Origin of the sequence: Acidisarcina polymorpha (assembly GCF_003330725.1) — a bacterium.
Taxonomy (GTDB): Bacteria; Acidobacteriota; Terriglobia; order Terriglobales; family Acidobacteriaceae; genus Acidisarcina; species Acidisarcina polymorpha.
In genome coordinates this window covers 2,860,797-2,884,871 of record NZ_CP030840.1, presented here as the reverse complement: position 1 = coordinate 2,884,871, position 24,075 = coordinate 2,860,797, and the positions used below count along the sequence as shown (strand labels likewise).

General features: G+C 55.9%; 17 protein-coding genes. 4 read left to right on the top strand and 13 right to left on the bottom strand.

Translation table 11 applies throughout. The features are described 5' to 3' along the window. Positions 1-1,970: 1,970 nt before the first annotated feature. A complete protein-coding gene (locus ACPOL_RS12205) occupies positions 1,971-2,744 on the bottom strand; it encodes a Crp/Fnr family transcriptional regulator (RefSeq protein WP_114207309.1) in 774 nt (257 codons plus the stop codon). A gap of 184 nt (positions 2,745-2,928) precedes the next feature. Further along, complete coding sequence (locus tag ACPOL_RS12200) at positions 2,929-3,447, bottom strand: GGDEF domain-containing protein (protein WP_114207308.1); 519 nt, start codon at positions 3,445-3,447, stop codon at positions 2,929-2,931. Positions 3,448-3,451: 4 nt separating this feature from the next. Between ACPOL_RS12200 and ACPOL_RS12195 the strand changes: the two genes are divergently transcribed. Then, a complete protein-coding gene (locus ACPOL_RS12195; RefSeq protein ID WP_236657430.1) occupies positions 3,452-7,180 on the top strand; it encodes an Ig-like domain repeat protein in 3,729 nt (1,242 codons plus the stop codon). A gap of 530 nt (positions 7,181-7,710) precedes the next feature. Here the strand turns inward: ACPOL_RS12195 and ACPOL_RS12185 are convergent. Next, positions 7,711-10,962 carry a DUF7948 domain-containing protein gene (locus ACPOL_RS12185; RefSeq protein ID WP_114207305.1) on the bottom strand — a complete coding sequence of 1,084 codons (3,252 nt, stop codon included), beginning with the start codon at positions 10,960-10,962 and terminating at the stop codon, positions 7,711-7,713. Positions 10,963-11,726: 764 nt separating this feature from the next. On the opposite strand from ACPOL_RS12185, the gene ACPOL_RS33510 reads away from it, so the two are divergent. Beyond that, on the top strand, positions 11,727-11,903 hold the full coding sequence (locus ACPOL_RS33510) for a hypothetical protein (RefSeq protein ID WP_161557314.1): 177 nt from the start codon (positions 11,727-11,729) through the stop codon (positions 11,901-11,903). A gap of 42 nt (positions 11,904-11,945) precedes the next feature. On the opposite strand, the gene ACPOL_RS33505 is transcribed toward ACPOL_RS33510, so the two are convergent. The 6 genes from ACPOL_RS33505 to ACPOL_RS12160 form a co-directional block, all read right to left on the bottom strand. Then, on the bottom strand, positions 11,946-12,089 hold the full coding sequence (locus ACPOL_RS33505; protein ID WP_161557313.1) for a hypothetical protein: 144 nt from the start codon (positions 12,087-12,089) through the stop codon (positions 11,946-11,948). A gap of 9 nt (positions 12,090-12,098) precedes the next feature. Continuing rightward, entirely contained in the window at positions 12,099-12,944 is an 846-nt protein-coding gene (locus tag ACPOL_RS12180; protein WP_114207304.1) for an SDR family oxidoreductase, read from the bottom strand. Positions 12,945-12,973: 29 nt separating this feature from the next. Beyond that, positions 12,974-13,456, bottom strand: a complete 483-nt coding sequence (locus tag ACPOL_RS35480; protein WP_414633369.1) for an SDR family oxidoreductase — start codon at positions 13,454-13,456, stop codon at positions 12,974-12,976. 73 nt (positions 13,457-13,529) lie between these two features. Beyond that, on the bottom strand, positions 13,530-13,712 hold the full coding sequence (locus ACPOL_RS36160) for an SDR family NAD(P)-dependent oxidoreductase (RefSeq protein WP_114207302.1): 183 nt from the start codon (positions 13,710-13,712) through the stop codon (positions 13,530-13,532). Positions 13,713-13,714: 2 nt separating this feature from the next. Then, on the bottom strand, positions 13,715-14,698 hold the full coding sequence (locus ACPOL_RS12165) for an alpha/beta hydrolase (protein ID WP_201759175.1): 984 nt from the start codon (positions 14,696-14,698) through the stop codon (positions 13,715-13,717). Positions 14,699-14,748: 50 nt separating this feature from the next. Then, on the bottom strand, positions 14,749-15,609 hold the full coding sequence (locus ACPOL_RS12160) for an SDR family oxidoreductase (RefSeq protein WP_114207301.1): 861 nt from the start codon (positions 15,607-15,609) through the stop codon (positions 14,749-14,751). 207 nt (positions 15,610-15,816) lie between these two features. Here ACPOL_RS12160 and ACPOL_RS12155 point away from each other — a divergent pair, with 207 nt between their 5' ends. Beyond that, entirely contained in the window at positions 15,817-16,752 is a 936-nt protein-coding gene (locus ACPOL_RS12155) for a LysR family transcriptional regulator (RefSeq protein ID WP_114207300.1), read from the top strand. A 105-nt stretch (positions 16,753-16,857) separates the two neighbouring features. On the opposite strand, the gene ACPOL_RS12150 is transcribed toward ACPOL_RS12155, so the two are convergent. Further along, complete coding sequence (locus ACPOL_RS12150) at positions 16,858-17,673, bottom strand: alpha/beta fold hydrolase (protein WP_114207299.1); 816 nt, start codon at positions 17,671-17,673, stop codon at positions 16,858-16,860. A gap of 64 nt (positions 17,674-17,737) precedes the next feature. Between ACPOL_RS12150 and ACPOL_RS12145 the strand changes: the two genes are divergently transcribed. Then, positions 17,738-18,376, top strand: coding sequence for a TetR/AcrR family transcriptional regulator (locus ACPOL_RS12145; RefSeq protein ID WP_114210799.1), 639 nt, complete (start codon positions 17,738-17,740; stop codon positions 18,374-18,376). A gap of 342 nt (positions 18,377-18,718) precedes the next feature. On the opposite strand, the gene ACPOL_RS12140 is transcribed toward ACPOL_RS12145, so the two are convergent. The 3 genes from ACPOL_RS12140 to ACPOL_RS12130 form a co-directional block, all read right to left on the bottom strand. After that, on the bottom strand, positions 18,719-19,438 hold the full coding sequence (locus tag ACPOL_RS12140) for a YciE/YciF ferroxidase family protein (RefSeq protein ID WP_414633344.1): 720 nt from the start codon (positions 19,436-19,438) through the stop codon (positions 18,719-18,721). Positions 19,439-19,718: 280 nt separating this feature from the next. Continuing rightward, positions 19,719-20,840, bottom strand: coding sequence for a 4Fe-4S dicluster domain-containing protein (locus ACPOL_RS12135; protein ID WP_236657429.1), 1,122 nt, complete (start codon positions 20,838-20,840; stop codon positions 19,719-19,721). Between the two features lie 14 nt (positions 20,841-20,854). After that, on the bottom strand, positions 20,855-24,001 hold the full coding sequence (locus ACPOL_RS12130) for a TonB-dependent receptor (RefSeq protein WP_114207298.1): 3,147 nt from the start codon (positions 23,999-24,001) through the stop codon (positions 20,855-20,857). Positions 24,002-24,075: the final 74 nt, after the last annotated feature.

Genomic DNA, 24,075 nt, shown 5'->3' with positions numbered 1-24,075 from the left:
TCGCGGAGGAATTTGCTGCACTTAACGTGCAACCGAGAAACACAGGAATCGACGACCCGAAGTAAGAGATGAGAATTCTGAAAGCGACAGTCGGATCTAAGATGGTCCGGCTCCATAGGTCCCTTCTTCCAACCGAAGCAGATCTCATGAACTTCGTTCGTCACTAGCCCTCAGTTATTTTGTTAGCTCACTCATTGCAGATGGGTGGGCAAGAGAGACAACCTCAGAACAGGATGAAGGCCGTGTGATTGCCGGGGCTCTTAAATCCGCATGTCTGGAGGTGCAAGGTAGATCTTCGTTAGCCCTGCTCTGCGGGCCGACCACGGGTAGGTGTGCGAATGATCGTTGATACTTCAGAAGATAGCCATGCTTTGGCCTGATTCTGTACACCAACAAACTCAGCGTAGCTCTTACGGTGGCATCCGCCTCCTCGATCAATGGTAACAGTCGGTTAGGTGCGGCAATGAAATGAAGCATTCGACCATAAATGTCAATTAATTTGTCCAAGTGAGGTACCACCTCACTACTGATCCCTGACGCCGATATCTTTGAAGCTCGCATAGGCACCCCCCTTGGCGATGGAAACTTGTAGTTCTATGCAATGATTGTGCAATTCAAACACTCCTACATACGACAAAGCGCACAAGTTGGCTTTCGATCGTCACTTAATATAACGCACGATTCGAGCTAATGCTGTTCAAGATGCCCTGATTGTCGATTGTTGAAACATCAGCGGCACCAAGTGTGTCGGTTCGCAAGATTGTCACGGACCCGGAAAGGACGGGATTGGGCGGCGGACCGCAGGACGCAGGGCAAGGAGCCACGGACGAAGGGTCGTGGTCAGAAATGCCCAGACGGCGCGGACAATCCCAGATCTACTCTTCAAGCACATCCTCGTCCGAGAAAATGTATGGGTGAAGAACGGAGGGAACCATGCCCGGTCCTGCTCGAACGCCATAAGAGTTTTGCCCCCAGCTTGAACGAAAACGGAATGGCCGATTCGATCTGCCTCTTCTGCTTTTCGACAGTTGCCTCTATGCCGACTGAGCAAGAACTTGAAGCGAAAGAAAACGATCACCTCTACTGGCAGGCTATGCAAACCTAGAGCAGACCAAACCCTTCTCCTGTCGCCAGACATGCATCTTTACATCGTGCCATTCCCTAATGGTTTGCTGTTCATGAGCAGCTGGAGATTGCTTGCGGTTCTTGAGAAGGCCGGAAAGAATCGGACGTCATGTTCAGTATTGAACATACAAGCGCCATAAGCCACATGATACCTTCGCCGGGTAGGTAGGTGGGCGACGCTTGACGATGTCGGAGTCGGCCACTCTGATGTGCGAGATATCTCGTACGCCTCGCCGCGCCGGCCTGCCTACTCTCAGATTAAGGAGTCCGCCGTGTGCAAAATTGACGACATGAGACAGGAAGTAGGGCTCATAAAGGCGCAGCTCAAATTAAAGATGGAGGAGCTCCACGCCGCACAGTCTGCTGAATTTCGCTTGAAGGTCGGAGATCTCCTATTAAAGAATGAAGGCGAGTATGGGAACCCAATATGTAAGGTGTACATGATAAGTAAGCTGGTTTTTCACACAAACCAAACCCCCACAATGTACGGAAGACAGCGCTTAAAGGACGGGATCTCATTTCACTCAACACAGACAGTTCTGTGTTTCCGCGCCGACGAAGTACCAATAGTAATTGGCCATGTGGATCATGGGCAGAAAATCCTCACAGCACAGTCTAAGACTTCCCGAGGTAGCTGGATCACGCCCGCGGCTGTACGCTCACCCTATCTGGTGTGCGAGCCTTTCCAACAGATAAGTAATTCCGCTCAGCGATAACAATACCCGACTAAGCTCCTCTAAGAACCGCGAAGGGTGCAACGTCGGAGAGACGCTCATCGATATCGCTGCTATTCGCCGTATGCTCAACCGGCGGCTCCTCCTGACAAAACACGTTTCAAACACCCTCTATGGATGCTGAATGGCGCGAAGGGACTTTGCCCGGTGTCTTGCCGCCTCGGATTCATCCCGGCCTTTGTCCAGCAAAGAGGCGTTCTGAAAGTTTGCTCCCGATATCTGGTCGTGCAAAATCACGTTGAGCAAAGCCTTGTGGACGTAAATGCGCTCCTTGTATTCGATATACCCCAGTTTGCGGAAGCGATTCATGAAAAGACTGACACGCGACCGGGTCGTCCCGACCATTTCGGCCAGAGCTTGCTGCGTAATCGGCGGAATGAGTGTTTTCTCGTCGACGACTTCTCCCGGCTTCCCGAACTCGGCCATTAACAACAGAACTCTTGCCAGACGCTTTTCACTGGAATTAAAAAGTTGGTCAATAAGGTCGGCTTGGGTTCGCATACTGCGGATCAGCAGAGCGGCGATGAACAAATCCGAAAAGGCACTTTGCTCATGCAGAACGCGGATCATTTCCTCTCTTTCCACCTCGAGTGCGATACACGCGGTGACAGCTGTCGCTGTCGCCAGATGCGGCCCGGCAACCGCCGCAATGCACGCGTCACCGATGAAGTCGCCACCCGTAAAAACGGTGATCGTGGCTTCTTTTCCGGCTGATGAAACAACCGTGAGCTTGGCGCGGCCCATCTGAAGGTAAAAGATCGAATCGCAGCGACTTCCCTGCGAAAAAAAGACTTGGCCTTCCATCAAGCGCACAATCTTGCGGCCGAGTCCGGCAGTGGCAAGGTAGGTTTCAGGGTCAAATGCAGTTTGTCCCAGATTCTTCATGAATCCCCTTCCACACCCTCTCTCCCGGTGTACCCCGCAAGCTTAGATTATGTCGGGCAGGAAACAAAGTTTCTTACTGCATCTGAAAGTAAGGAAGGTACAGCCGTCCTGGTCTCCAGTTCATGCCTCACTGTGGTTTCAAGAAGGTTGAGATACTCATGCAGTAATGGAATTTACACCGCAGCTACACTCCGGCACAATGACTGCGATTCCGTCCTGCTTGTTTGGCGTCATACATCGCTTGGTCAGCCGCTGCCAGCCAATGTTGTACGGACGCCGTTTGAGAATCAAGAGGCGCGATCCCAAAGCTCGCGGTGATCCGGATGGACGGATCGTGTTGAACCGGAACTGACTGGAGGTGCAAGCGGAGACGCTCCGCGGTTTCAACTGACTGTATGACGCTTGTTTTCTGCAGCAGGATCCCGAACTCTTCGCCTCCTAGTCGGCCCAAGATGTCACCGTGTCTTAGTTGGCTCACGAGCTCTCGAGAGACGGTTTGGAGGACAAGATCGCCTGTCGGATGGCCATAAGTGTCATTCACCCGCTTGAATTCATCGATGTCTAACAAGAGCAGGGCAGCCGGACGTCTCCATCGCCTGTATCTCGATAGGATTCTTTCCATTTCGAGCGTAAAGCCCCGCCGCGTTACTGCGCCGGTGAGGTGATCTGTCTGGGCAATCCGCCGCAGTTCGAGTTCATTCATTCCTTTGTCTCGGATTACTCATGAGATTAACGCCGCTGTGCGTATGCCTTTGGCGGGAACCACGCCGGCAGCGGTCAAGTCCGCCCGTGACTTAGGCGCGGTCGAAGGCGGTCGTTCTCTCAATCGCATGATCCTCGTATTGACGCCAAGTCCGGACCAACAAACGTCGATGAACAACCTGGTCGAAAGCCTGCACGCGCGGAACTCCCCCGCTTACCACCAATGGCTGACACCGGAGCAATTCGCGGCGCAATTCGGGCCCTCCGACGAGGACATCGCCAAGGTGCAAGGGTGGTTGCAATCGCAGGGATTGAATCCGACCGGGGTGAGCAGAGGGCGGCAGTGGATAGAGTTCTCCGGGACCGTTCAGCAGATAAACGGCGCATTCGCGACATCGATCCACCGCTTCGCGTTGAATGGAGAAACGCATATTTCGAACTCAACCGACGTTTCGATCCCCGAGGCGCTTAGTCCAGTTGTAGCCGGAGTGCTTTCATTGAACGATTTCCGGAAACAACCGGCTAATACGAAGCCGGTTTTGGTGAAGCGGAACGCGGAAGGCAGTCCGGTTCCTGTGGGTGGCAATTTCACCAGCACGAACGGCAACGGCGACTGGTTTTATGACTTGGCTCCGGCCGACTTCCATACCATTTACAACGAACTGCCGCTGCTGAAAAGCGGCATTGACGGCAAGGGAGTTTCGATCGCGATCGCGGGACGCAGCGATATCTCTCTGGCGGATGTGCAGGCATTCCGGCAGATCTTTGGCTTGCCTCAAAACGACCCTAACATCATTGTGAACGGCACTGATCCGGGATTCCCGAATAATGGAAGAGACCAGGTCGAGTCTTCCCTGGACATAGAGTGGGCGGGCGCCGCAGCACCGAGAGCCACAATTAATCTAGTCGAGAGCGCGAGCACCGACACGACCGATGGCATCGATCTTTCGAACGCCTACATTGTCGATCATGCCCTGGCGCCGATCGTGAGCGTGAGCTATGGGGAGTGCGAGGCAAATATAGGGCCTGCGGGGAACGCGTTCTACTACGAACTTTGGCAGCAGGCCGCGGCCGAAGGCATCACCGTCTTTGTATCGACCGGGGATTTTGGCGCAGCCCAATGCGATGGCGACCTGCAGGCGGCGAACATGGAACCGCAAGGGCCGGCGCTCCTGGGGCCATCGATCAATGGTCTGTCGTCAACTCCATTCAATGTCGCGGTTGGAGGCACCCAATTCAACGAGGCAGGCAACTATGCAGCATACTGGTCGCTGAACAATAGCGCCCTGTCCAAGTCGGCACTGGGTTACATTCCCGAACAAGCCTGGGATGGCAGCTGCGATCCGAACCTGCCCGCTACCGGAACCAACTGCGCCAATGGTCAGACCAGCTACAACCTCGAAGGCGGCGGCGGAGGGCCGAGTAACTGTAGCCACGCCTCAATCGATAGTCAAGGCAACGAGACCTGCCTAGGTGGATACCACAAACCTAAGTGGCAAACGGCGATTGGGGTTCCCCGCGACGGAGTTCGCGACACTCCTGACCTTACCTTGAATGCGTCTCCCTACGACGACGGATATCTGCTCTGCGTCGCCGCCAGTTGCGCAACCGAATCGCTCAACGGCCAGACGGTGCTCGCACAGTGGGCAAGCGTCGGTGGCACCTCCGCATCGGCGCCCTCGATGGCGGGAATCATGGCGCTGGTGGAGCAAAAGAACGGAGCCTTCCAGGGGCAGGCTGACTATGTCTTTTATAAGTTGGCCGCGGAGGATAAGCTATCGTCTTGCGACTCTTCGACGTTGACCAATCCAACCACGTCGACTGCATGCATCTTCAACGACATCACCATGGGGAACAATAGTGTTCCGGGACTGCCTGGATATGGGACCTCGACGGCGGAATGGAGCGCCGGCAAGGGTTACGACATGGCGACCGGACTGGGAACGGTCAACGCGGCGAACCTGGTGGCCAACTGGGACAAGCTCTCTTTCAGCGCGTCAGCCACGACCCTCGCCACGAGTGTTAGCGAACTGGTCCACGGTCAACCGCTGCCCATCAAGGTCAGTGTCACCTCGAAGAGCAAAAGTGGTCCGACACCAATCGGCGATGTGGCGCTCATCACAGATAAGTTCGGCGATGCCGGCCATTTCGCGCTAGACGCTTCGGGTAGCTATTCCGGAGCTGTGACCAGCTTGCCGGGAGGAACCTATACGCTTGCCGCGCGATACGGCGGTGATGGAAGTTATGCCAGCAGTGTTTCGAAGCCGGTCAGGCTGACCATCGCTCCGGAGAAGAGCACAATAGCTGTTCATTTCGACGTATTGGATCCGCGCACGAACCAGATCGTACCCTATACAGGAACGGCGCAGTACGCATTTCCGTTCTATGTGAGCGTTAAAGTCGAAGGAAAATCCGGACATGGACTCGCTACCGGCAGGGTCAACATTCTCAATGGGAACAAGGTGGTTTTAAGCGCGCCATTGAATTCCAGCGGCACCGCCTACATTGCAACCGGGAGCGGAACGGCATACACCTTCCCGGCCGGCGCCAGCTCGGTATCGGTGCAGTATCTCGGGGACGATAGCTTTGATTCAGGCACGTCGGCATCGCAGCAGGTGACCTTCCAAAAACAACAGATCTCCACTTACGTGGGCATTAGCGCCTATGACGTTCCCGCTGGACAGCCGGTCTTCCTGATCGCGGATATTCCTCCGGGTTACGGCAGCGCGATTCCGACCGGAACCTTTCAGTTCTACGATAACGACAAGCCGTTGGGCGCTCCCATCGCGATACCCAACAACGGTCTTGGCTATGCAACCGTAACCTATACCGCCCGGCTAACTACCCAGGGCACACACTCCATTACCGTCGGCTACAGCGGCGACGTTAACTTTGCGGCCGTCTCCGGGACCAATCCAGCGGTGGCGAATGCATCGAGCTTCGTGATTGTGCCAGTAACTGGAGCGGCTACGGTCACTTCAATCGTGCAGACACCGACCTCGGTGACCTACGGTCAGTCCTTTAGTTACATCGTCACGGTAACTCCGGTTAAGAAGGGCGGCCCCGTCCCGACCGGGCAAGTCACGATTACCGGCAACGGCAATTTTGACGGCAGCGCCACGCTAATCAACGGAATAGGCAATGTGATCATGGAGCAGCCAAACGCCGGCACTGCTAAAGTCTATGCGCAATACCAGGGGGACACTCACTACGCCGCGTCGACAAGCCCTGTCGTCACGACGACGGTTGCCCGACTGACTACCCCGGTGAGTCTCACGAGCACTGCTTCTCATGTAGTGACTGGGCAACAAACGAGCCTGAACATGGTGGTTGAGGGCTATAGCTACGGCCAGTTCGGGTACAACAACCCGACCGGTACGGTGCAGTTTTTCACCGCCGTCGATGGTGGGCCGCCACAAGCGATCACTCCCGCGATTAACATGTTGCCCTTGCAGCCCGAGATCAACGCGGGCGCGAGTGTACGCGTGAGGCTGCCGGCGGGAAGGAATGTTGTTACAGGACGCTTTCGGGCAATTCAGACTTCAACCCAGAAACGACTAAGCCCATCACCATCGTTGTCTCGGACCGAGACTCTACAGTCGGAGCAAAGTCGGAATGACAAGGCCCAGCGGGGGGCTGCGGCTGGAACGAGGTCTTCGCCCAAAGAGGAATGCCTCATGCCACGCTCCCCCGCTACACCCTTTCCATCCAGTTCAATCCTCCAGGCCTTTTAGAAGATCGGTCGTCTCGACCGTCGACCTTACTTGCGAGTGGTCTAAGGCGAGACCCAGCGCTACTTGCAAAAGTGCCGCCCAGTTCAAATGGTTTCTTGAACACCCACCGATGAAGCACCGCGACTCGTTTTCGGAAATGCATTCCACACGATGATCCTGAAGACTGAGAAGGCCGACAGTGAAATCGTCGCGCTGCCGGACGGCGCCGCAGCTTTCGTTGGAGAGACAAGCCTTGAGGACGCAAGGTTTGAGGCTGCGACGATGGGGTTAAGTTCCTGGGCATTGACGACCATTGGACTCATGGCCAACAAGGAAAATGCGACGGGCAGCTCGGGGATGGGGCAGTGCCGTAACTACTCTCGGAAACGGCTCCTGGTTGTGTCAGTGAAGGTTGGGGGGTCGGAAGAATGGGCAGGAGACCTTATAGCTATGCTTCAACAGACGCCACCATCTTGGTTGGATCACTCGCGGAAGCCAAGCAAATCCGGCAACCGCTCGGCAGGTTGCCGGATCTCGTGGAAGGAAGCGGGTCACGGAACAACTACCTGGGTGAGGCTTGCTCCGCTTTCGACATTGGTGGCGCTACCGGTATAGAGCGCCGCGATGGCGTGGCCGTATAAGGTCAGATTGGAGATGGTGAATTTAGCCACCCCCTTGACCAGCGGGGCAGTCCCCAGCAATTGATTGCCATTCTTGAAGACCACCGTACCAGTCGGGGTCGCCCCGGAGGATGCGGTCACGGAGGCTTGAAACTCCGCCGACTCGTTCAACGCGGATGGGTTGAACTCGGAAGTGATTTCGGTTGTGGTGGGGACGGCGGACGGCACGATGCTATAGGTCGCGGTGGCCACTGCGCTCATTGTTTTACCGCTCATCACGGCCATTGCCTTAACGGTCGATGTGGTCGACACAATGATTGGCCCACTGTACGTTGCCGAGCTTGCTGTTGGGAGCGCCCCATTGGTCGTGAAGTGGATGATCGCCCCAGGTGAGGCGGTTTCTAAGACTACTTTCACCGGGAGGTTGTAGGTGCCACCAGGCTGAGGGAACGTGGGCGTCGCTACAACTCCAGAGACACTCACTGTGGTGACACCGCTGTCCGACGGATCATTGACCCCACTTCCCTGATAGCTTGCAACGACGCTGTGCCTGGCTACGCTCAGCCCAGTTGCATAGTAAACCGCGTAGCCGCCAAGTCCTAGCGGAACGCTCTTCACGGTCTTCCCATCGACCATGAAATCTACCGTTCCGGCCGGAATACTGTACCCGTCAGGAGCAACAACTCGGGCAGTGAAGGTTATCGGCAGGCCTTCGAGTTGAAGGGCGTTGTCAGCCGAGAGCAGGGTATCAGTCGCAGACGCAGACGGAAGGCGCCCGAGATCGAACCTGGTTACAAAATCGTTGATCTGGCCGGCATAGTGAAGAGTTTTTCCGGCATTATTCTCTTGCTGATACGCCTTCGAGGTGACGGGGAAGTCCACGGAAGATGCCAGGCCCACGATAAAAGCATGTCCGCTACCGTCGAGGGCGATGCCGGTCGCAGCATCACCCGCCGGGTAGTCCTGTGGGGGAGGGTGGCCGCCGAGATAAGTAGAGTAAAGCAGGGACGACCCGGTTTCACTCAGTTCGGAGAGGAAGGCGTTAGTCGCTTGATAAGAGCCCGGCAGCACGTTGGTCGTCGTCTGAAAGGCACCCGGGGTCACGGGGAAGTTCGTGGACCCGGTTGCTCCGGTCACGAATACATGTTTCGAGTCGTCGATGGCTAGGGCAGCAATGGTCGTGCCTGTGACCATGCCAGTGAGTTGGGTGGCAGTTCCTCCTAAATAGGTGGAGTAAACCAGAGCAGTCCCGGTTGGATTCATCTTGCTGATGAAGCCGGTGTAGAGCTCTTGTGACGTGTTGACCGTCTGAAGTGCACCAGGTGTCACTGGAAAATCATGCGAGGTCGCTTGACCGGCGACATAAGCGTTGCCCTCGTGGTCTAGCGCGATGGTGGTGATTTCGTCGCCGGGCTCTAAGAATCCGCTCCCGGAGGAGGTTCCTCCCAGGTAAGTGGAATAGATGAGCCCGCTGCCGGCGGCGTTCAGCTTGGTAATAAACCCATTTGAACCATCGGAAGTCAGAATATTTTTATTGACGGACTGGAAAGCGCCCGGAGTGGTCGGGAAACTCACGAAACTCGTTCTCCCGGCCACGTAGGCTTCACCGGCATCGTTGACGGCGATGGCAAGCCCAGCGGTCGACCCAGCATAGGTCATCTGAGACTTCTGCGGTCCTCCAAGATAAGTCGAGTAGTCGAAGCCCGTTCCCTCCGGATTTATCTTGGTGACAAAGGCATAGCCTACGTTATTATCTGCGGCTGGAATTGACGTCAGATAAGCACCGGGGGTCGTCGGGTAGGGGCCGGCCGTCGAGAACGGGCCGCCGTAGATCCCGGTTATATACGCGCTACCGTGGCGGTCCACCGTAATAGCCCCTCCACCTGGAATAGAGCTTGCGATAAGGAAGGAATACACCAGCGTGGACCCGCCCGCCGCGAGCTTGCTGACAAACGCATTTTCCGAAGTCTCGATAACCCCGAAAGGTCCTCGCGTGACAGGAAAGTGGGAGCTATAGGTCTCGCCGGTAAGATAGACGGCGCCGCTGCCGTCCACGAAGAGCGCCGCTGGGAGTGTTTGTCCTCCACCTGGGTGGGTCTGGTCGCTACCAAAGTAAGTGGAGTAGACCAATGTGGAGAGTGTCGGGTCGAACTCAGTCACATAGCCACGAGGACTCGTTGAGTAATGGCCCGGGTTAGGAGCAGGGCCGTTGGCCGCCGGGAAGTCAGTGGAGACTGTATAACCTGCTATGTACACATTGCCAGCCGCGTCCAAGCCTATGCCCGCGACGGAATCATATGACATAAAGGGATTGCCAGTTCCACCGAGATAAGTCGAATAGGCCAATACCGGATCGACTACTAACTCGCGGCTGCGGTCATAGTCACCTAAGCGGAATCCCACAATATTGTCCGCGAGCAGCTGGAAGCTGCCTTCAATTTGCTGGTGCTGCCCATCCCTAATCTGGTAAACGACCGGCTTGTGGAAGGCGATCTCGCCGTCCTTAGCGATGATCTCCAGGTCGCCGCCGCTGTTGAGCTTGAGCTTGCTGGCTCCGGCGAAGTGCAGCCGCGCCCGCTTCGGGTCGGCATGGGGCGCGACGATGAAGTCATACTCTAACTGCCGTTGGTTACCGTAATAGACCAGGTCAATTCCGGGATAGACATTGCTGTACTTGACCTTGGTATAAGTCGGTACATCGGTGTGCCACTTCGACGAGTCTTTACCGAGGAAGTAGTTGGCTTTGCCGGGCAGAGGGTCGCCCCCGCTCACCTGCATGCCGCGCGCCGCGCCAGCAAGCTCCATGCGGACGACATCCGTCTTGACCATGGCGGGTTTTCGAAGCGCAGCCTTGCCGGCGATCACAGCGGTCTTCGGCTGCGAAGTTAGGTCCTTGCTTAGCGCCAGCACCGCCGCGTTGTCGGTCAGGAAAAGTGAATAGCCTTGTCCGCGGGACAGGAACTTCACCTGCGGATCGCTCTGGCCCTGGTTGGCTTCAAAGCTCAGGGGCAGCTTGCCGTAAGCAGCTGCGATTGCAGGCGAGGCGACTTTCATTGGAGAGACAAGCTTCGAGGGCGCGAGGTTCTGGTTCGCGGCTGCGACCGAGGAGTTAAGTTCCTGTGCATTGACGACCATTGGGCTCATGGCCAATAAGGAAAGTGCGACGGGCAGAAAGCTCTTCATGGTTGCTCCTCTTGGGATGAGGGAGTGCCGTCATCTTTCGGAAACGGCTGCTGGTTGCTTTCGTGTGGGTTAGGGTTAAGGGTGGGGAGGATTGGCAGGTCATTTTCATGGCCCTATCCCAACGACCAAACTATGCCGACCGTGTTGAGGAGCGGAGTGAGGTGAATCGTTGGTGCAGTGATCGCGTGAGACCTGGCAGCGAGATCCGTCACGCTGCCGATGATCTGATGAACCTCAAGAGCAACTTAGCGTACTACAATTGGTGTTCCCTGCGAGGTATAAGGGCTAGCGCCTGACCACACTTATATTCGACAACCGCAAAACTGTCTTTACCACGAAAGTTGTAGATTTGATCGAGATCGTTCGGTCAGCGTCAGCGAAGAGGACCGGTCGGCCGATGTCGGTATGACAATACTGCTTTGCTTCTTGCTTATGTAAAACATGCGCGTTCACGCTTTCTTCAATCATCAAGGATTGCCACCAACTCCGTCGTGGGCTCCGAACCTGGCAGCCTGAAAACTGTGGGGACTTTTGTGGGGGCTCCAGCGAGTATGTGAGGGTACAGCCGGGGATTCAGCCCATCCTTAAGTGCTTGTAAATCAGACGCGGCGAGAAACTGATCCTTCCCGCGCTGTCACCCGAGTCCGGCCATCGCAAGGTAACATGGATTGAGCCGATATACCCGCGGATCTTCGGGATGCTCAAGAACCCAACGTAAGCTCGGAGTCCTTGTATAGGGCTGGAAGTACACGAGGACCTCGATTGTGGGCGGCCATGCCCGCAAGACAGGGGGCAGCGCTCCTCCGCAGGACCAGTGGGAAGTTGTGATTCTCGAGCGCCAGAAGGTTATATTTACGTGGGACGAGTACATGCGCAACCAGCTTCTGCCTATCTCCGAATCCGATCTGCTTGACCATGGCTCGGAATTCTTCCGCAAGTGAACTCGCGTCGTAGCCATAGATCCCGGGTGGTTCGTCTGAGCTTCATCCGGTGCTAAGAAATCCATCCCACAGCATCACGGGCCTGCTATGAGGATTGCCGCCAAGCCAATAGTGGAGGCGAACACCATTAACGATTCCAGTTTCACTGAGGAACGTTGCTATGTCAGGCGTGGCCGTTTGTGCCATTCCGGTCTCCTAATTGCTGTTGAGTTCCTCGAAAAATGCTCGCAGCGTCCGCGGTTCGCGCCCAAGGATCGCTCGAAGTGTTGTGCTGTTGCCGAGTAGAGCATGCTTGTCGTACCAGGCGAACATGCGCGTGAGCTTCGGAGGCATGTTGGCCTGCGCAGGAATCTCGACCTTGATCGGCTTTATCTGCTTGCCAACAACCTGGCTCATCAAGGCAGCGAGATCATGCCGATTCAGGTTGTCTTCAGCGCAGAGCTCGAATGTGCCATGCAGCAGCCGCTCTTCGGTCAACGCGATCGCCGCAACTTCGGCAACATCGCGGTAGTCGACACGGGAAAACCGGGTCTCAGTGGACCATGGTTCGCCGTACACGCCAGTTTCCTTCACCTTTGCCCACGCAGGACCGATGTTCTGGAAGAACATCGCGGGATGCAGGAAGACATACTCCATCCCGGAATCGAGCAACGCTTCTTCCACAGGTGCCTTGTCGGCGTGGTTCACGAGTTCGCTAAGGACTGGGTGAATCACGGACGAAAAGACGACGCGGCGCACGCCAGCCTGCTTCGCCGCCGCGACAAATTGCTTGCCGACTTCAGCCTCATTCTCAAGAGCAGCCGGTGCGATGTAGAAGACGGCGTCGATGCCTTCCAATGCTTTGGCGACCGCCGGAGCGTCGGAGAGCTCACCCACTACGATGTCGGTGAGGCCGAGCTTTTGCACGGTAGGTTCATCCTCCGGTTTGTGGACGAAGGCGCGCACGGAAACATTTCGCTTGAGCAACTCTGGAATCACGAGGCTTGCAGACGGACCTGCCGCTGCGACCGCGAGTACTCTGAGTGTCTTGTTGGTTTGCATTGTTCATTTCCTCCAAATTCGTAATACAGTTAGTGCTTAATCTTTCCGCCATCGACGACGAGCATCTGACCGGAAACGAAATCTGCATCCGGCGAACACAAGAGAAACACGGTGCCAGCTAGATCCTGGGGCTGTTCATCCCTCTTGATTGCGCGTAGTTCGTCTTGCGCTTTGATCAACTTCTCCGGCATGTTCTTGAGTACGGGCTCGGTCAACGTCAGGCCGGGAGCGACAATGTTGACGGTGATCCCGTAGCCCCCTACTTCCATTGCCAGGGAGCGCGTGAACCCTACAATCCCAACTTTTGCCGAAACGTAGTGCGTTTGTCCGACGACCCCTTCGGCCACCGAAGCCGACCCTATATCCACAATCCGTCCCCAGCCCCGGCGCTTCATCAGCGGTAGTAAAGTGTGCGTCACTCGGAATGTGCCCGTCAGGTTGATCCCGATCACCTCCAACCACCGCTCCTGCGTCATCTGCTCGAAAGCACAACGGGGTAGAACCCCGCGCAGTTCACAAGCACGTCAACATCACCGTACGTTTCGCTGATGTGCTTCGCGAAGGCGGCGACAGCAGACCCGTCGGTTAAATCACGCAAGAGGTCGAAAGCAGATGTCCAGCATTGCGGCTCGCGGACAATTCTTCCAACGAGGACCTCGCGCGGTCAAGACATATCACTCGATCCCCGTTTGCAAGAAAGCGATCCACGATCTTGCGGCCGATGCCTCCGCCCGCACCCGTGACTACGACAACTCTTCCGTCTTTCATCGCTACGCCTCACCCAAAGAATCACTCGCACCCTCGGTCGGATGATGATGCTCAGGGCGATGGGCATAGGCGTTATTGAAAGTTCTTCGCAGAAATTCGCCGATATTGTCCAGGGCAACTTTGGAGCTCTGAAGCGCAATGTTGGAAGCAAAGACGTGCGTCATCCCTTCCCAAATGTGCAGTTCGGCGACTCCTCCGACGGCCTCAATCCGGCTCGCGAACCGTCGGGAATCGTCCAGCAGGATTTCGTCTTCACCAACGTGGAACAGGACGGGCGGTAGACCGCTCATATTCCCGTACAGCGGAGACGCTTTCGGATCGCGGCGATCCCGATCACCCACGTAGAGCTGCGCAGCTCCATCAAGCGCTTCACGCGTAAGCAAAGGGTCTGCTCCTGCGCGGGCTGCCAGGCTGTCACCTGTGAGCGCAAGGTCGGTCCACGGCGAGATTACCACCGCAGCCAATGGCTTTGGCAAGTTATCTGTCTGGACGGCCGCTGTCGTGAGCAGAAGCAGCGCAAGAGCCAGACCGCCCCCGCCGGAATCTCCCGCGATCACCAGCCGAGAAAATCCCGAGGCTGCCAGGCCAAGATAGACGGCCTTGGCGTCGTCCACGGCAGCAGGAAACAGGTGTTCAGGAGCGAGACGGTAGTCAACTATGAAGGTTGCCACTCCCGCGCTAGCCGCCATCTGCCCGACAAAATTGCGATACGCCGTCGCAGATCCAAGGACATAAGCGCCTCCGTGGAAGTAAACAATCACTGATCCGGGTAATGAGTCTTGCGGCTTACACCACCATCCCGCTACCCCACCGATTTCGGCTGCTTCATACGTCACGCCCTCCGCCACGGGTGTTTTCTCCATTAAGCCATCAAAGTCGGGACGAGCTTCTGGAACGAATTCCAACTTTGGCTGAACTGCCAATGTCGTGCGCAACAGAACCATTGCGGCACGGTCGAGAAGGTGTTCCTTGTGGTAAGTCGTCATCCTTCACTCCAAATCAGTTTGACTCTCCATGGCCCTCTGCAGTCCCGAAGTCAAAGTTTCCACAACTCAGCCGTTTCGGTCGCAAACTCCTCGTAGCTGCGCGGCTTATGTCCAAGTAGTCTTGTGAGACGCGCAACTTCCGTTTCGGTCGAGGCGAAGCCGCGTTCGAAATATCCCTGGAGCATCATGCGGAGATCGTAGGCGCTCCAACCGGGCATCCGTGCGCGCATGCCCTGCTCCCACTGATCGAAATCGTGTCCCGCGTACTTGATCTCTTTGCCGAGCAGGTCGCTCCATAAAGCTGCGTTCCCAGGACCGCTGATCAGTGTGGGCGACACGATATCGTAGGTCTGCCCTTCATGGCCGTCTTCCGTCAATGAAATTGCCGCCGCTTCCGCTATATCTCTCATATCCGCCGCTGCGATCCCAGCCGTGCCCAGAGGCATGGGATAGACTCCCGCTTTCGTCAGGGCGTCCTTCAGCCCCAAATCGTTCTGTATGTAGTACCCGGGACGCAGGATGGTGAATGGTACCCCGAACTCACGCAAAGCGCCTTCAACCGCGAGCTTGGATGCGAAGTGCGGTACGTCGCGGAACTGATCGACTTTGAAGACAGAAAGGTAGGTCACATGCTTCAATCCAAGACGCTTGGCGATGCCGTACGCGATGAGCGCCTGCGTCAGTTCATCCGCAACAACCGCATTCAGCAGAAAAAGTTTATCGACGCCGCGCAGTGCCTGCTCTACAGACACTGGATCCAGCATGTCACCTGTGACAATCTCCACGCCGGTCTCCGCGTTCTCCTCCGGCTGCTTGCGAGCGAGCACGCGGACATCGGCACCCCGCTTCACTAACTCCGATACGACCTTGCCGCCTACATTTCCGGTTCCACCTGTCACTAGAATCTTCACACCAAGCCTCCGTCCGTTTGTTTTATTAATGGTTTGCGACCTTCGACGGTCGTGCCGAATCCGCCACCTCGTTAAAGATGCTTGCTGGAGAGAGTCTGCAACCACACCCCTTCGCAAAACGGATTTGCGCATATGCAAAAATGGTGAACAACGAGTGTCGTAGGCACGGGACGTAACAAGTCAAACGGTGCGTCGTAAAATCAAAGGATGGACCCAGTTGACCTCAACGACATCCGTATCTTCACGGTGGTGGGTCAGGAAAGCACCCTGAGCTCCGCAGCCGGGAAATTGAAGCTGCCGACTTCAACGGTCAGCCGATCTGTTACGCGACTGGAGAAGGATCTTGGCGCCTTGCTGGTACGGCGAAGTTCGAGAGGCCATGCTCTGACAGATTCCGGCAAGGAATATCTGCAGGTCTGCAGGCGAGCGCTCCGTACCCTCGATGAAGGCGGCGAGATGCTTGCAATTCAGCGAGAGCGTCCGAGCGGACTGATTAAAGTTGCATGCCCTGTTACGATGACTCATCTGATCTTCGCGCCCTTACTCACGGAGTTGCAAGAACGGTACCCGCATTTGCGATTGCAAATTGAGTCATACACTCCCTCGGCCGATCAGGAATTCCGGGAAGAAATTGATGTGGTTTTCAAAGTAAGGGCACCGCGAGATTCCATACGGCGCATGCGGAACTATCCCAGCACGAGACGCGGGCTTTTCGCGAGCGCTCGGTACATCGAGACGTTTGGGATGCCCTCTCGACCTGAGGAGTTGACGGCACATACATGCATCGGTTCTGGACCATGGCAGCTAAGTCGCGGCGACACGACGGTGACTCCAAACATACAATCTCCGGTTATTCTGAATGATCCAACAGTGCTGCTGGATCTCACATTGAGGCATCACGGCATCGCACTGTTGCCGCTCTACATGGGCAGGTGGCCAGAGACAGGCAACAATCTCATCCCCGTGCTGCCGCGCTGGAGTCTTGAACCGGTCACACTCTGTGCGCTTTTCTCAGGTCAATCACGCCTTATTCCAAAGCTTCAGGTTTTACTCGACTTCCTGGGAGAGTACATCGGCACTCCTCGCGATCCACGGCTACGTGGCGCTGACGTTAAAGGTCTATTCACGAATCCACGTGAATAGGAACGAAACACTTGACCCACCGTTCGCGCAGAAGGCAAGCTTTGGCGCCAGCAAACCGTCCCTCCGTACGTGCGTGCCGCCATGCCAGTGCGATACCGATTTGCCCTAAGACTTCTGAGAACTAGTGTCTCCAGCTAGAGTGTTGATCAGAACACCAAGGTCTCCCGGAGCTTGGATATGAGCCAGGTGGCCTTGGCCTTCCATCTCGTAGACTGCAGATTTTTTAAGCTTGGCTCGAACATTCTCGAACGCAGCTCCATAGGGTGATTTGTCGCGATTGTTTTGCCCGATGATCAGATCCACGCGATCTGCCAATCGAGCAAACTCGTCAGGTTGCGGCCCAGTATTTATCGCTGAGAGTTCAGCATAGCTCGGCGTACTCAGCCGGCACAATTGGTTCCATATTTGCGGATCGGAGCGTAGGTAATCAACGTCCTCGGCCGAAACACAGGCGACCTGCCGAAGCGCTATCTCAACGCTACGACTCCAATTTGCCGTTGCAGCCGCAGTCTCTAGCGCAGGCAACGCGAGTTCGCCGAATGGTTTCATCACGGGTTCATATGCGATAACCTGCCGCATAGAAAGCTCATTGGCGGCTAACAGCACGATCAGACCTCCGTAGCTCCACCCGAAGAATGCAGTTGTTCCTCTGAAATTATCAAGAACAACTTTTAGATCCTCGACTTCAGTCTCCAACGAATACGTGTCTGTCTGCGGGCCCGAGGGAGAACGTCCCCGCCGATTCACCACAACTACGGACGGCCATGCCGCGATAGCGCTTGCTACATTGCGCCATTCATGCGCATCGCTCAGTGAACCCGGGACGATGATGAGACCGGGGGAGTTTGCATCTCCGTAAACGTCGACTGTGATCCAGCTCTCCCCGCTTACCTCCAAACGTTTCTGTACAAATTGCTTCATCCTCTCCCTCAGGTGCTTACGCATTAAGGAGCGTTTGCTCTATAAAGCTATTATGGAGCAATTGATGCAAAAAACAAACGTCGAGGCACAGCCCCGTGGACGGCCGCGAACATTTACCCGCGAAACAGCGATCCTCAACGCAGCACGTCTCTTCTGGCGTCATGGGTATTCCGGAACGTCGACGCGTGCTCTCACTGCCGCACTTGGATTATCGACATCGAGTTTGTACGCGGCTTTTGGAAGCAAGGCTGGACTCTTTGAGTTGGCGGTGCGCACCTATGCCGAGCGTTACCACTCGATCTACCAGGAGTCCGTAGCGCAAAAGGACATCCGGGACGTCGTTGAATCGCTTCTCATCCGCTCCGTCCACGAATTTACCCAGCCAAGCGAAAACCACCCCGGCTGCATTATTTCGAGTGCCGTGATGACGAACAGCGCGGAAACTCTCGACACCCAGGTCTACATCAAAGAGCTGCAAGACTTAGATGAGCAGATGCTTCTTGCCCGCTTCCGGAAAGCGCACCGGGAAGGACAAATCAGATCTGGAGCGAGCGCTCCCGCTCTGACCAAATTGATTCAATGCGTATGGCAAGGATTGTCTGCATCCGCGAACCGCGGTGCGGATCGCGAGACGCTGCTCTCCACCGCGCGATTGGCGGTTGAACTGGTTTGCCTGCGACTTCGCTCACCACGTCGAGATTAAACAGTCTGCCGACTTCTCAACATGCTCATAGCGTCCGACGGGCAGTATCGCCGGTTACCTTGTCCGCTTGTCACATGCTTCCTTGGTTGGCCAGAATGGTCTGGTTTTTGAGTCAGCGTGCCAAGAAGATGTCGGTGCGGAAGAGGTCGGACAGTCGGCCAGGAGGTCCGGCAAAACCGGTGCGTGTCCACTCAGGATTGAGGGCTTCTCGCACTCTGTCGATCCACACAGCGCGTATCCCTAGTTCGTGGCAGAGCTTCAGATCGGTGACCTGTCCCATGCCGAAGTGAAATGACTGCGGACTTTGCTGCGTCTGAAGATACCTACGATCTCGCCTTTAGACTAACTCGTCGCAGTGGAAGGGCTAAGTTCGGGAGCCGCCTTCGCCTCGTCCTCTTCACTCTTTTTGGCTGAATACTTCTCTTTGCCTGTCTTCGGTGTCTTGGGCGCCTCTGGCTCCTTCGCACTTAGTTTCAGGATCGGGACGCCAGCTGCGGTGATCTTTTTCGCCGCCGCGAGCTCTTCCTTGAGGTTGGAATTAAGAAGCTTTACGATCTTAGGGAGTGCCAATGCTGTTGCCATAGAAATACAGGCTTCATAGCCGGCTATTTCGTAGTGTTCCGTGCGTAGGGCAGCGCCGATCAGGCCGGCCTCGAAGGAGGATCCCTCTTCGTCCTTTTCCAGAGCTTCCTTGCCCTCTTCAATTACCCCCTCCATACCGTTGCAGTGCTGGCCCGTTGGCTTCTCGCCTAGCTCCGTAAAAACCCTTTTCAAGCGCTCGATCTGTCCCTTGGTCTCGGCAAGATGGGCCGTAAATATTGACTTTAGCTTAGGGTTTTTGGAGCCCTTCGCAAGTTTAGGCAAGGCCTTCACCAACTGATTCTCAGCACTATACATATCCCGCAGCTCATCAATCAAAACGGACTTCAGTGCCATGAGGTACTTCTCCTGTTTTCCTTCTTTAACTTCAATCCGTAAGATATCAAATATACCGCATTGGCATGCTGCATCATCGTGCGTTGGAAAGATCGGCCAGCCTGGGCAGATCCAGACTATCGGCATGGCGAGATCCACTCCGGCATTTTGGGCAGACCGCTCTCATCCCAGAGGATTGCAGCACCGCGCAAGCGAATCAACATCCAGGTCCCTCAGCGATCCCAGGACTACTCCCCGCATCGGGCAATAGAACCCTCTTCCCCATAGGCACGCTTCAGAGACCGCCAGAGCTTCCCTACCGCTCTTACGTCTTTCAGCGCTCGGCGGGAAGTATCACTAAATGTGCGGATGAACGCAAGGTTAGTTGCCAGACGTATCCATCCGAGTATGCGGGGCCTGACTGCCTTTACCGGCGGCCTGATTGGACCTCTGGGTGTGGAGATGAAGGAACGTCGGCCTTCTTCGGCTCGGGCGTCGGAATTTGGGGCGCCCAGTCCATGCGTTGTGCCATCGTCGCAAGCAGCTTCGGTCGTGCATCGGGCCTCGTCCAGGGGCATTCGGCGATGCAGATGCCGCAGGAGGCGGCTTCGGCGAAGTACGGGATGCATTTGTCGAAATCCACATACCATCGTTCTACGCCGCGCACCATTTGCTTTTGTTCAGCAATCGCTCCCGGAGGGCATGCTCGAGTGCAAAGCTGACAGGTGGTGCAAAACTCATCCGCCCCGAACCGATCGGGTGCGGTTGGAATCAGTGGCATCTCGGTGGTGACGCCGGCCAGGCGCAGACCGGCTCCGAACTGCCGGCTGATCAGCGATCCATGTTTGCCGAGCTCTCCGAGGCCTGAATCAATGGCAGGCGGAATGAGCAGCAGGGCGCTCGCTGACGGCCCTGGATAGGCATTTGCGGTGTATCCCTGAGATCGGATCCAATTCGCAAGGGCGTAGGACGACCTGGTGCCGCGGGCATACTGCTCACCGATCGCACAGACGCCGATCCCATTAGTTTCGTCCGAGGGAACCTCCTTTAACTTTTCATAGTCGGGACCGAGCGCGAGGATAATCACCCAGGGTTCCTCGATTGTGTATCCCTCGAAGACATATCGCGAATTCATCGGAGCGATCCCAACCGCGTCGGCCTCATGCATGAGCGCGAAAGCAGTCGCATCGGCAGTGAACTCCGAGGCTGTAGCCACGCTTCGCGTTTTACCAACGGAGATCAGTTCCGGATGAGTGTAAGCCGCCATGAAGATCTCGGCTGAGCCCGGACACTTGCGCGAGTTGCGACGAGCCAGATTCTGCAACTCCTCGTACGGATGCTGGGTTGGAGGATGCCAGAAAAAGGGCGATGCCTGGCGCTCGGCTGTTTCCCCAAGGCCGTTGATGGAATTGCCCGAAACTTTCAACAGGGAGAGCGTTTCCTGCTGAGGTCTATACGTGCCTCGTTTCGGGCGTCGTGGATTCGGCCGGGCACGCGCAGAGACCTGTTGTTCGGGCATGGACTGCTCGCTTGCTTGGGCGTTCGGCATGTCGATGTCTCTCCTTAGAACTGGAACTTTAGAGATAGTTGAATCTGTCGCGCTGCTGCCGCATAGGTTGGACTGCCGAACGTCGGATTGGCCGGGCTGCCGATGCCATCACCATAGACTTTCGGGACCGGACCGAGGAACGTTCCGGAGCCATAGACCTGGTCTACATCCGTCACATTCACGCGATTCACCAGATTGAGTACCTCAGCGCTGAGATTCACTTTGACTCGTTCGCCTACGCTCAACAGCTTTTGCAGGCGGATATCGGTATCGTAGTATGCGTCCCCACGATAGCTGTTACGACCTATGCCCCCTACGCGATCGTTAAACGGGAAACCATCGCCATTGATGTCGGAGCCTGCGAGGATGCTGTAGTACTGAGGACTTTGCAGGGTATTGAGTATCGAAAATTGGAAATTTCGAAACGGTGCAGCCCAGTTGTTTGGTGATTGCGCCATAATCGTCAATGCCAGCCGGTGACGGACGTCGTTGTCACTCACAGCCCGATCGAGCGCAGGGTTGAGGTAGTCCTGCGGTTCGTCCTGCAGCTGGTTTTCCGTAGCCACATCGACGGACTTGCCATATACGTAGTTGGCCATCACGCTATAGTTTTTAGCAAAATCCTTGCGCAGGCTGACAATGCCAGCGTTATAGATCGACCATCCAGAGGGAGTTGCATACAAAACAAATCCAAAGTTGGAATCGGCAGGCAGGAACTTCTGTACGCCATCTGGGAGGAAACCATCAGGAACGCCATTTATTGTGTTGGAGCTCAACAGCCGTGAAGCATGTACGTATCGGTATCCCAGCGTCAGAATCCAGCCGCCGCCCAGCTGATTTTCGATCTCCAACGTCCCAAGCTCTGACAAACTGAAGGGGAACTTGCGCTGCGTAAATCCGAGGGGAAACTGTTTCAAAATCGAAGGAACTGGATACGTGCCGGTATGGGTGAAGTTGGAAAAAGCCGCGCCCGCAAGTACCGGGCCGGCGGTCCCAACCATGCCTGCTGGTCCAAAGCCAACGAGATCGTTCGCTGGATCGGCGAATTGCGGAATCAGCGGTTGGTTCATAGTCGTGAACGGCGCTGCGCCATGCCATCCATTGACCAGGCTGCTGTATTCGAGCGAACCGTTATACAAACCGAAGCTTGAGCGTACTACCCCTTTTCCCTCACGAAACGAGTAGGCCAGTCCCACACGTGGTTGGACATTTCCGAAGCTGGTTGGGTTCATCTTGCCGATGATGCGGAGATCGTTTGCCGACGGAAGGAAATCGATGTCGTAACGCAGCCCATAAGAGAGCGTCAGAGTCGGGAGCGCCTTCCACTGATCTTGAATATAAAAACCGGCCAGCTTGTGCCAAAACGCTACCTGGTCAGCCGCCTGATGGGCCGGTCCATTCGGTCCGTCGTAAAAGCCACCTTCAAAGGGCAGATTGCGTTGCGGAACTTGAGTGCCAAAATCCGCCCGGGTCTGCTGGAAGAGGAACTCCACCGCCGTTCCTGGACCAAACCCCGCAAATTGCCCCGCGCCAAAGAAGCTCTGTGGACTAAAGATCCCCACGCCCGGAGTAAAGTATGGCGTCTGTGCCGCGAACCATATAGGCTCAAAGCCACCCCCGAACTTGATGGTGTGAGCACCGCGTGTGTAAGTCATGGCCTGCGTAACGGGGAAATAAATCTCGCGATAGTAATCGACGCCGCCGAGAAATCCACCACTGTAGAGCGTGTCAGCGACATCGATGGCAGGCTCGTAGCCGGCGCCGACCGGGTTCATAAAGAACACCCGCCGCCCGAAGGCGACAGAACTTTCCGAAGTAAATGCAGGGCTGAAGAGATGGAATAAATTTCCATAAGCCGTCTGATCCTGAATCGGATTTCGGCGGTAACTCGAAGGCAACCCCTGCCCTGGAGAGGCCGCGGGCGTGCCGTCGTTTCTCAGGTTCGTGTAGAGGTAGCCGACCGACAGAGTGCTCCGTTCATTGATCACATCGGTGAGCTTCCCGAAGGTCTTGTCATAGTCGTTGATCAGCAAAAGGGAGCCGAGGTTCTCAGGCGACAGGCCCAGGTCCTGTTTGATCTGATTGATGCTGGGTGTGCCGGGCCCCAGGCAGCCTTGAGTGTCAATGCACTTCAAAATGAAATGAGAGTAGATGGGCGATTCCGCGCGGCGCTGTCCTTCATAGCCGAGAAAGAAGAACGCTTTGTCCCTGCGCAAAGGACCGCCGAGAGTCGCTCCAAACTGGTTGAAGCGCAGCGTGTTGAAGCCCGGCGCGGAAAGCAAATTGTTGGCATCCATCGCGCTGTTGCGAGCGTAGTCGTAGAGCGAACCATGCAAATCGTTGGTGCCTGATTTGGTAATCGTGTTTACCACTGCACCCAGATTGAGTGTGCCGCTTGCGGCATCCGGGCCATTGACCACTCGGAACTCCTGCACCCAATCGAGCGACGGGCTTACCCGCTGGACTCCGGAGACGGTGGTTGTGTAATCGACCCCATCTAATCCATAAAGGACGCTGTGGGTCTCTCGCAATCCTCCGAAGCTAACTTGGAGCACCGATTCTTGAAATGCCGATTGGGCTCCCGTGCTCGTGTTGCGTCCGACGGTAGCGGTAGGCGTGAGTAATACAAAGTCTACAAAATCGCGGTCGGAAATTGGAAGATTCGATATCTGCCTCGGATTGATGACCTGGCTTCCCACAGTCCGCTCCCGATCGATTCCTTGGGTCGATTCCGTGACCTCCACCTGCTCGGTCGCTCCAACAATGCGCAAAGGCACCCGCACATCAGCGATCTGCCCCAATGTCAACACCAACGGCACTTCGAAAGGAGCAAAAGAAGGAGCATTCACGGTCAACGTGTACTGTCCGGCTGAAAGGCCCGGAATGACAACGTTGCCCGCTTTGTCGGAAACTCCGTCGCGAACAACTCCAGTATCAGTTTTGACAGCCGCGACCTTCGCCTGCGCGACGAAGCTACCTGATGGATCGACGACATTGACCTTGAGCGTTGCGAACTGTTGGCCGAGCGATGAAGAGATAGCTACTGTCGCGAACAGGAGTAATGGAAGACTCCGACGCGTAAGAGAGTAGGCGAGGGAAAGGGCGCCGCGAAGATTATTCCGCACGGAATTCTGAGTGAAGGAATGGTACACGCTAGTCACTGGATGGCCTCGAAGTAATTCATTGAGAAGTGCAAGTTGGAAGAATGTGCAGGTTTGTAGCTGTCACACGGCAT

Coding starts and splice junctions, on each gene's coding strand:
- ACPOL_RS12205 (WP_114207309.1), bottom strand. CDS start 2,744: ATGAAGAATCTGGGACAAACTGCATTTGACCCTGAAACCTACCTTGCC.
- ACPOL_RS12185 (WP_114207305.1), bottom strand. CDS start 10,962: ATGAAGAGCTTTCTGCCCGTCGCACTTTCCTTATTGGCCATGAGCCCA.
- ACPOL_RS12180 (WP_114207304.1), bottom strand. CDS start 12,944: ATGCAAACCAACAAGACACTCAGAGTACTCGCGGTCGCAGCGGCAGGT.
- ACPOL_RS12145 (WP_114210799.1), top strand. CDS start 17,738: ATGCAAAAAACAAACGTCGAGGCACAGCCCCGTGGACGGCCGCGAACA.
- ACPOL_RS12135 (WP_236657429.1), bottom strand. CDS start 20,840: ATGCCGAACGCCCAAGCAAGCGAGCAGTCCATGCCCGAACAACAGGTC.
- ACPOL_RS12155 (WP_114207300.1), top strand. CDS start 15,817: ATGGACCCAGTTGACCTCAACGACATCCGTATCTTCACGGTGGTGGGT.
- ACPOL_RS12140 (WP_414633344.1), bottom strand. CDS start 19,438: ATGCCGATAGTCTGGATCTGCCCAGGCTGGCCGATCTTTCCAACGCAC.
- ACPOL_RS12165 (WP_201759175.1), bottom strand. CDS start 14,698: ATGACGACTTACCACAAGGAACACCTTCTCGACCGTGCCGCAATGGTT.
- ACPOL_RS33505 (WP_161557313.1), bottom strand. CDS start 12,089: ATGGCACAAACGGCCACGCCTGACATAGCAACGTTCCTCAGTGAAACT.
- ACPOL_RS36160 (WP_114207302.1), bottom strand. CDS start 13,712: ATGAAAGACGGAAGAGTTGTCGTAGTCACGGGTGCGGGCGGAGGCATC.
- ACPOL_RS12150 (WP_114207299.1), bottom strand. CDS start 17,673: ATGAAGCAATTTGTACAGAAACGTTTGGAGGTAAGCGGGGAGAGCTGG.
- ACPOL_RS12200 (WP_114207308.1), bottom strand. CDS start 3,447: ATGAATGAACTCGAACTGCGGCGGATTGCCCAGACAGATCACCTCACC.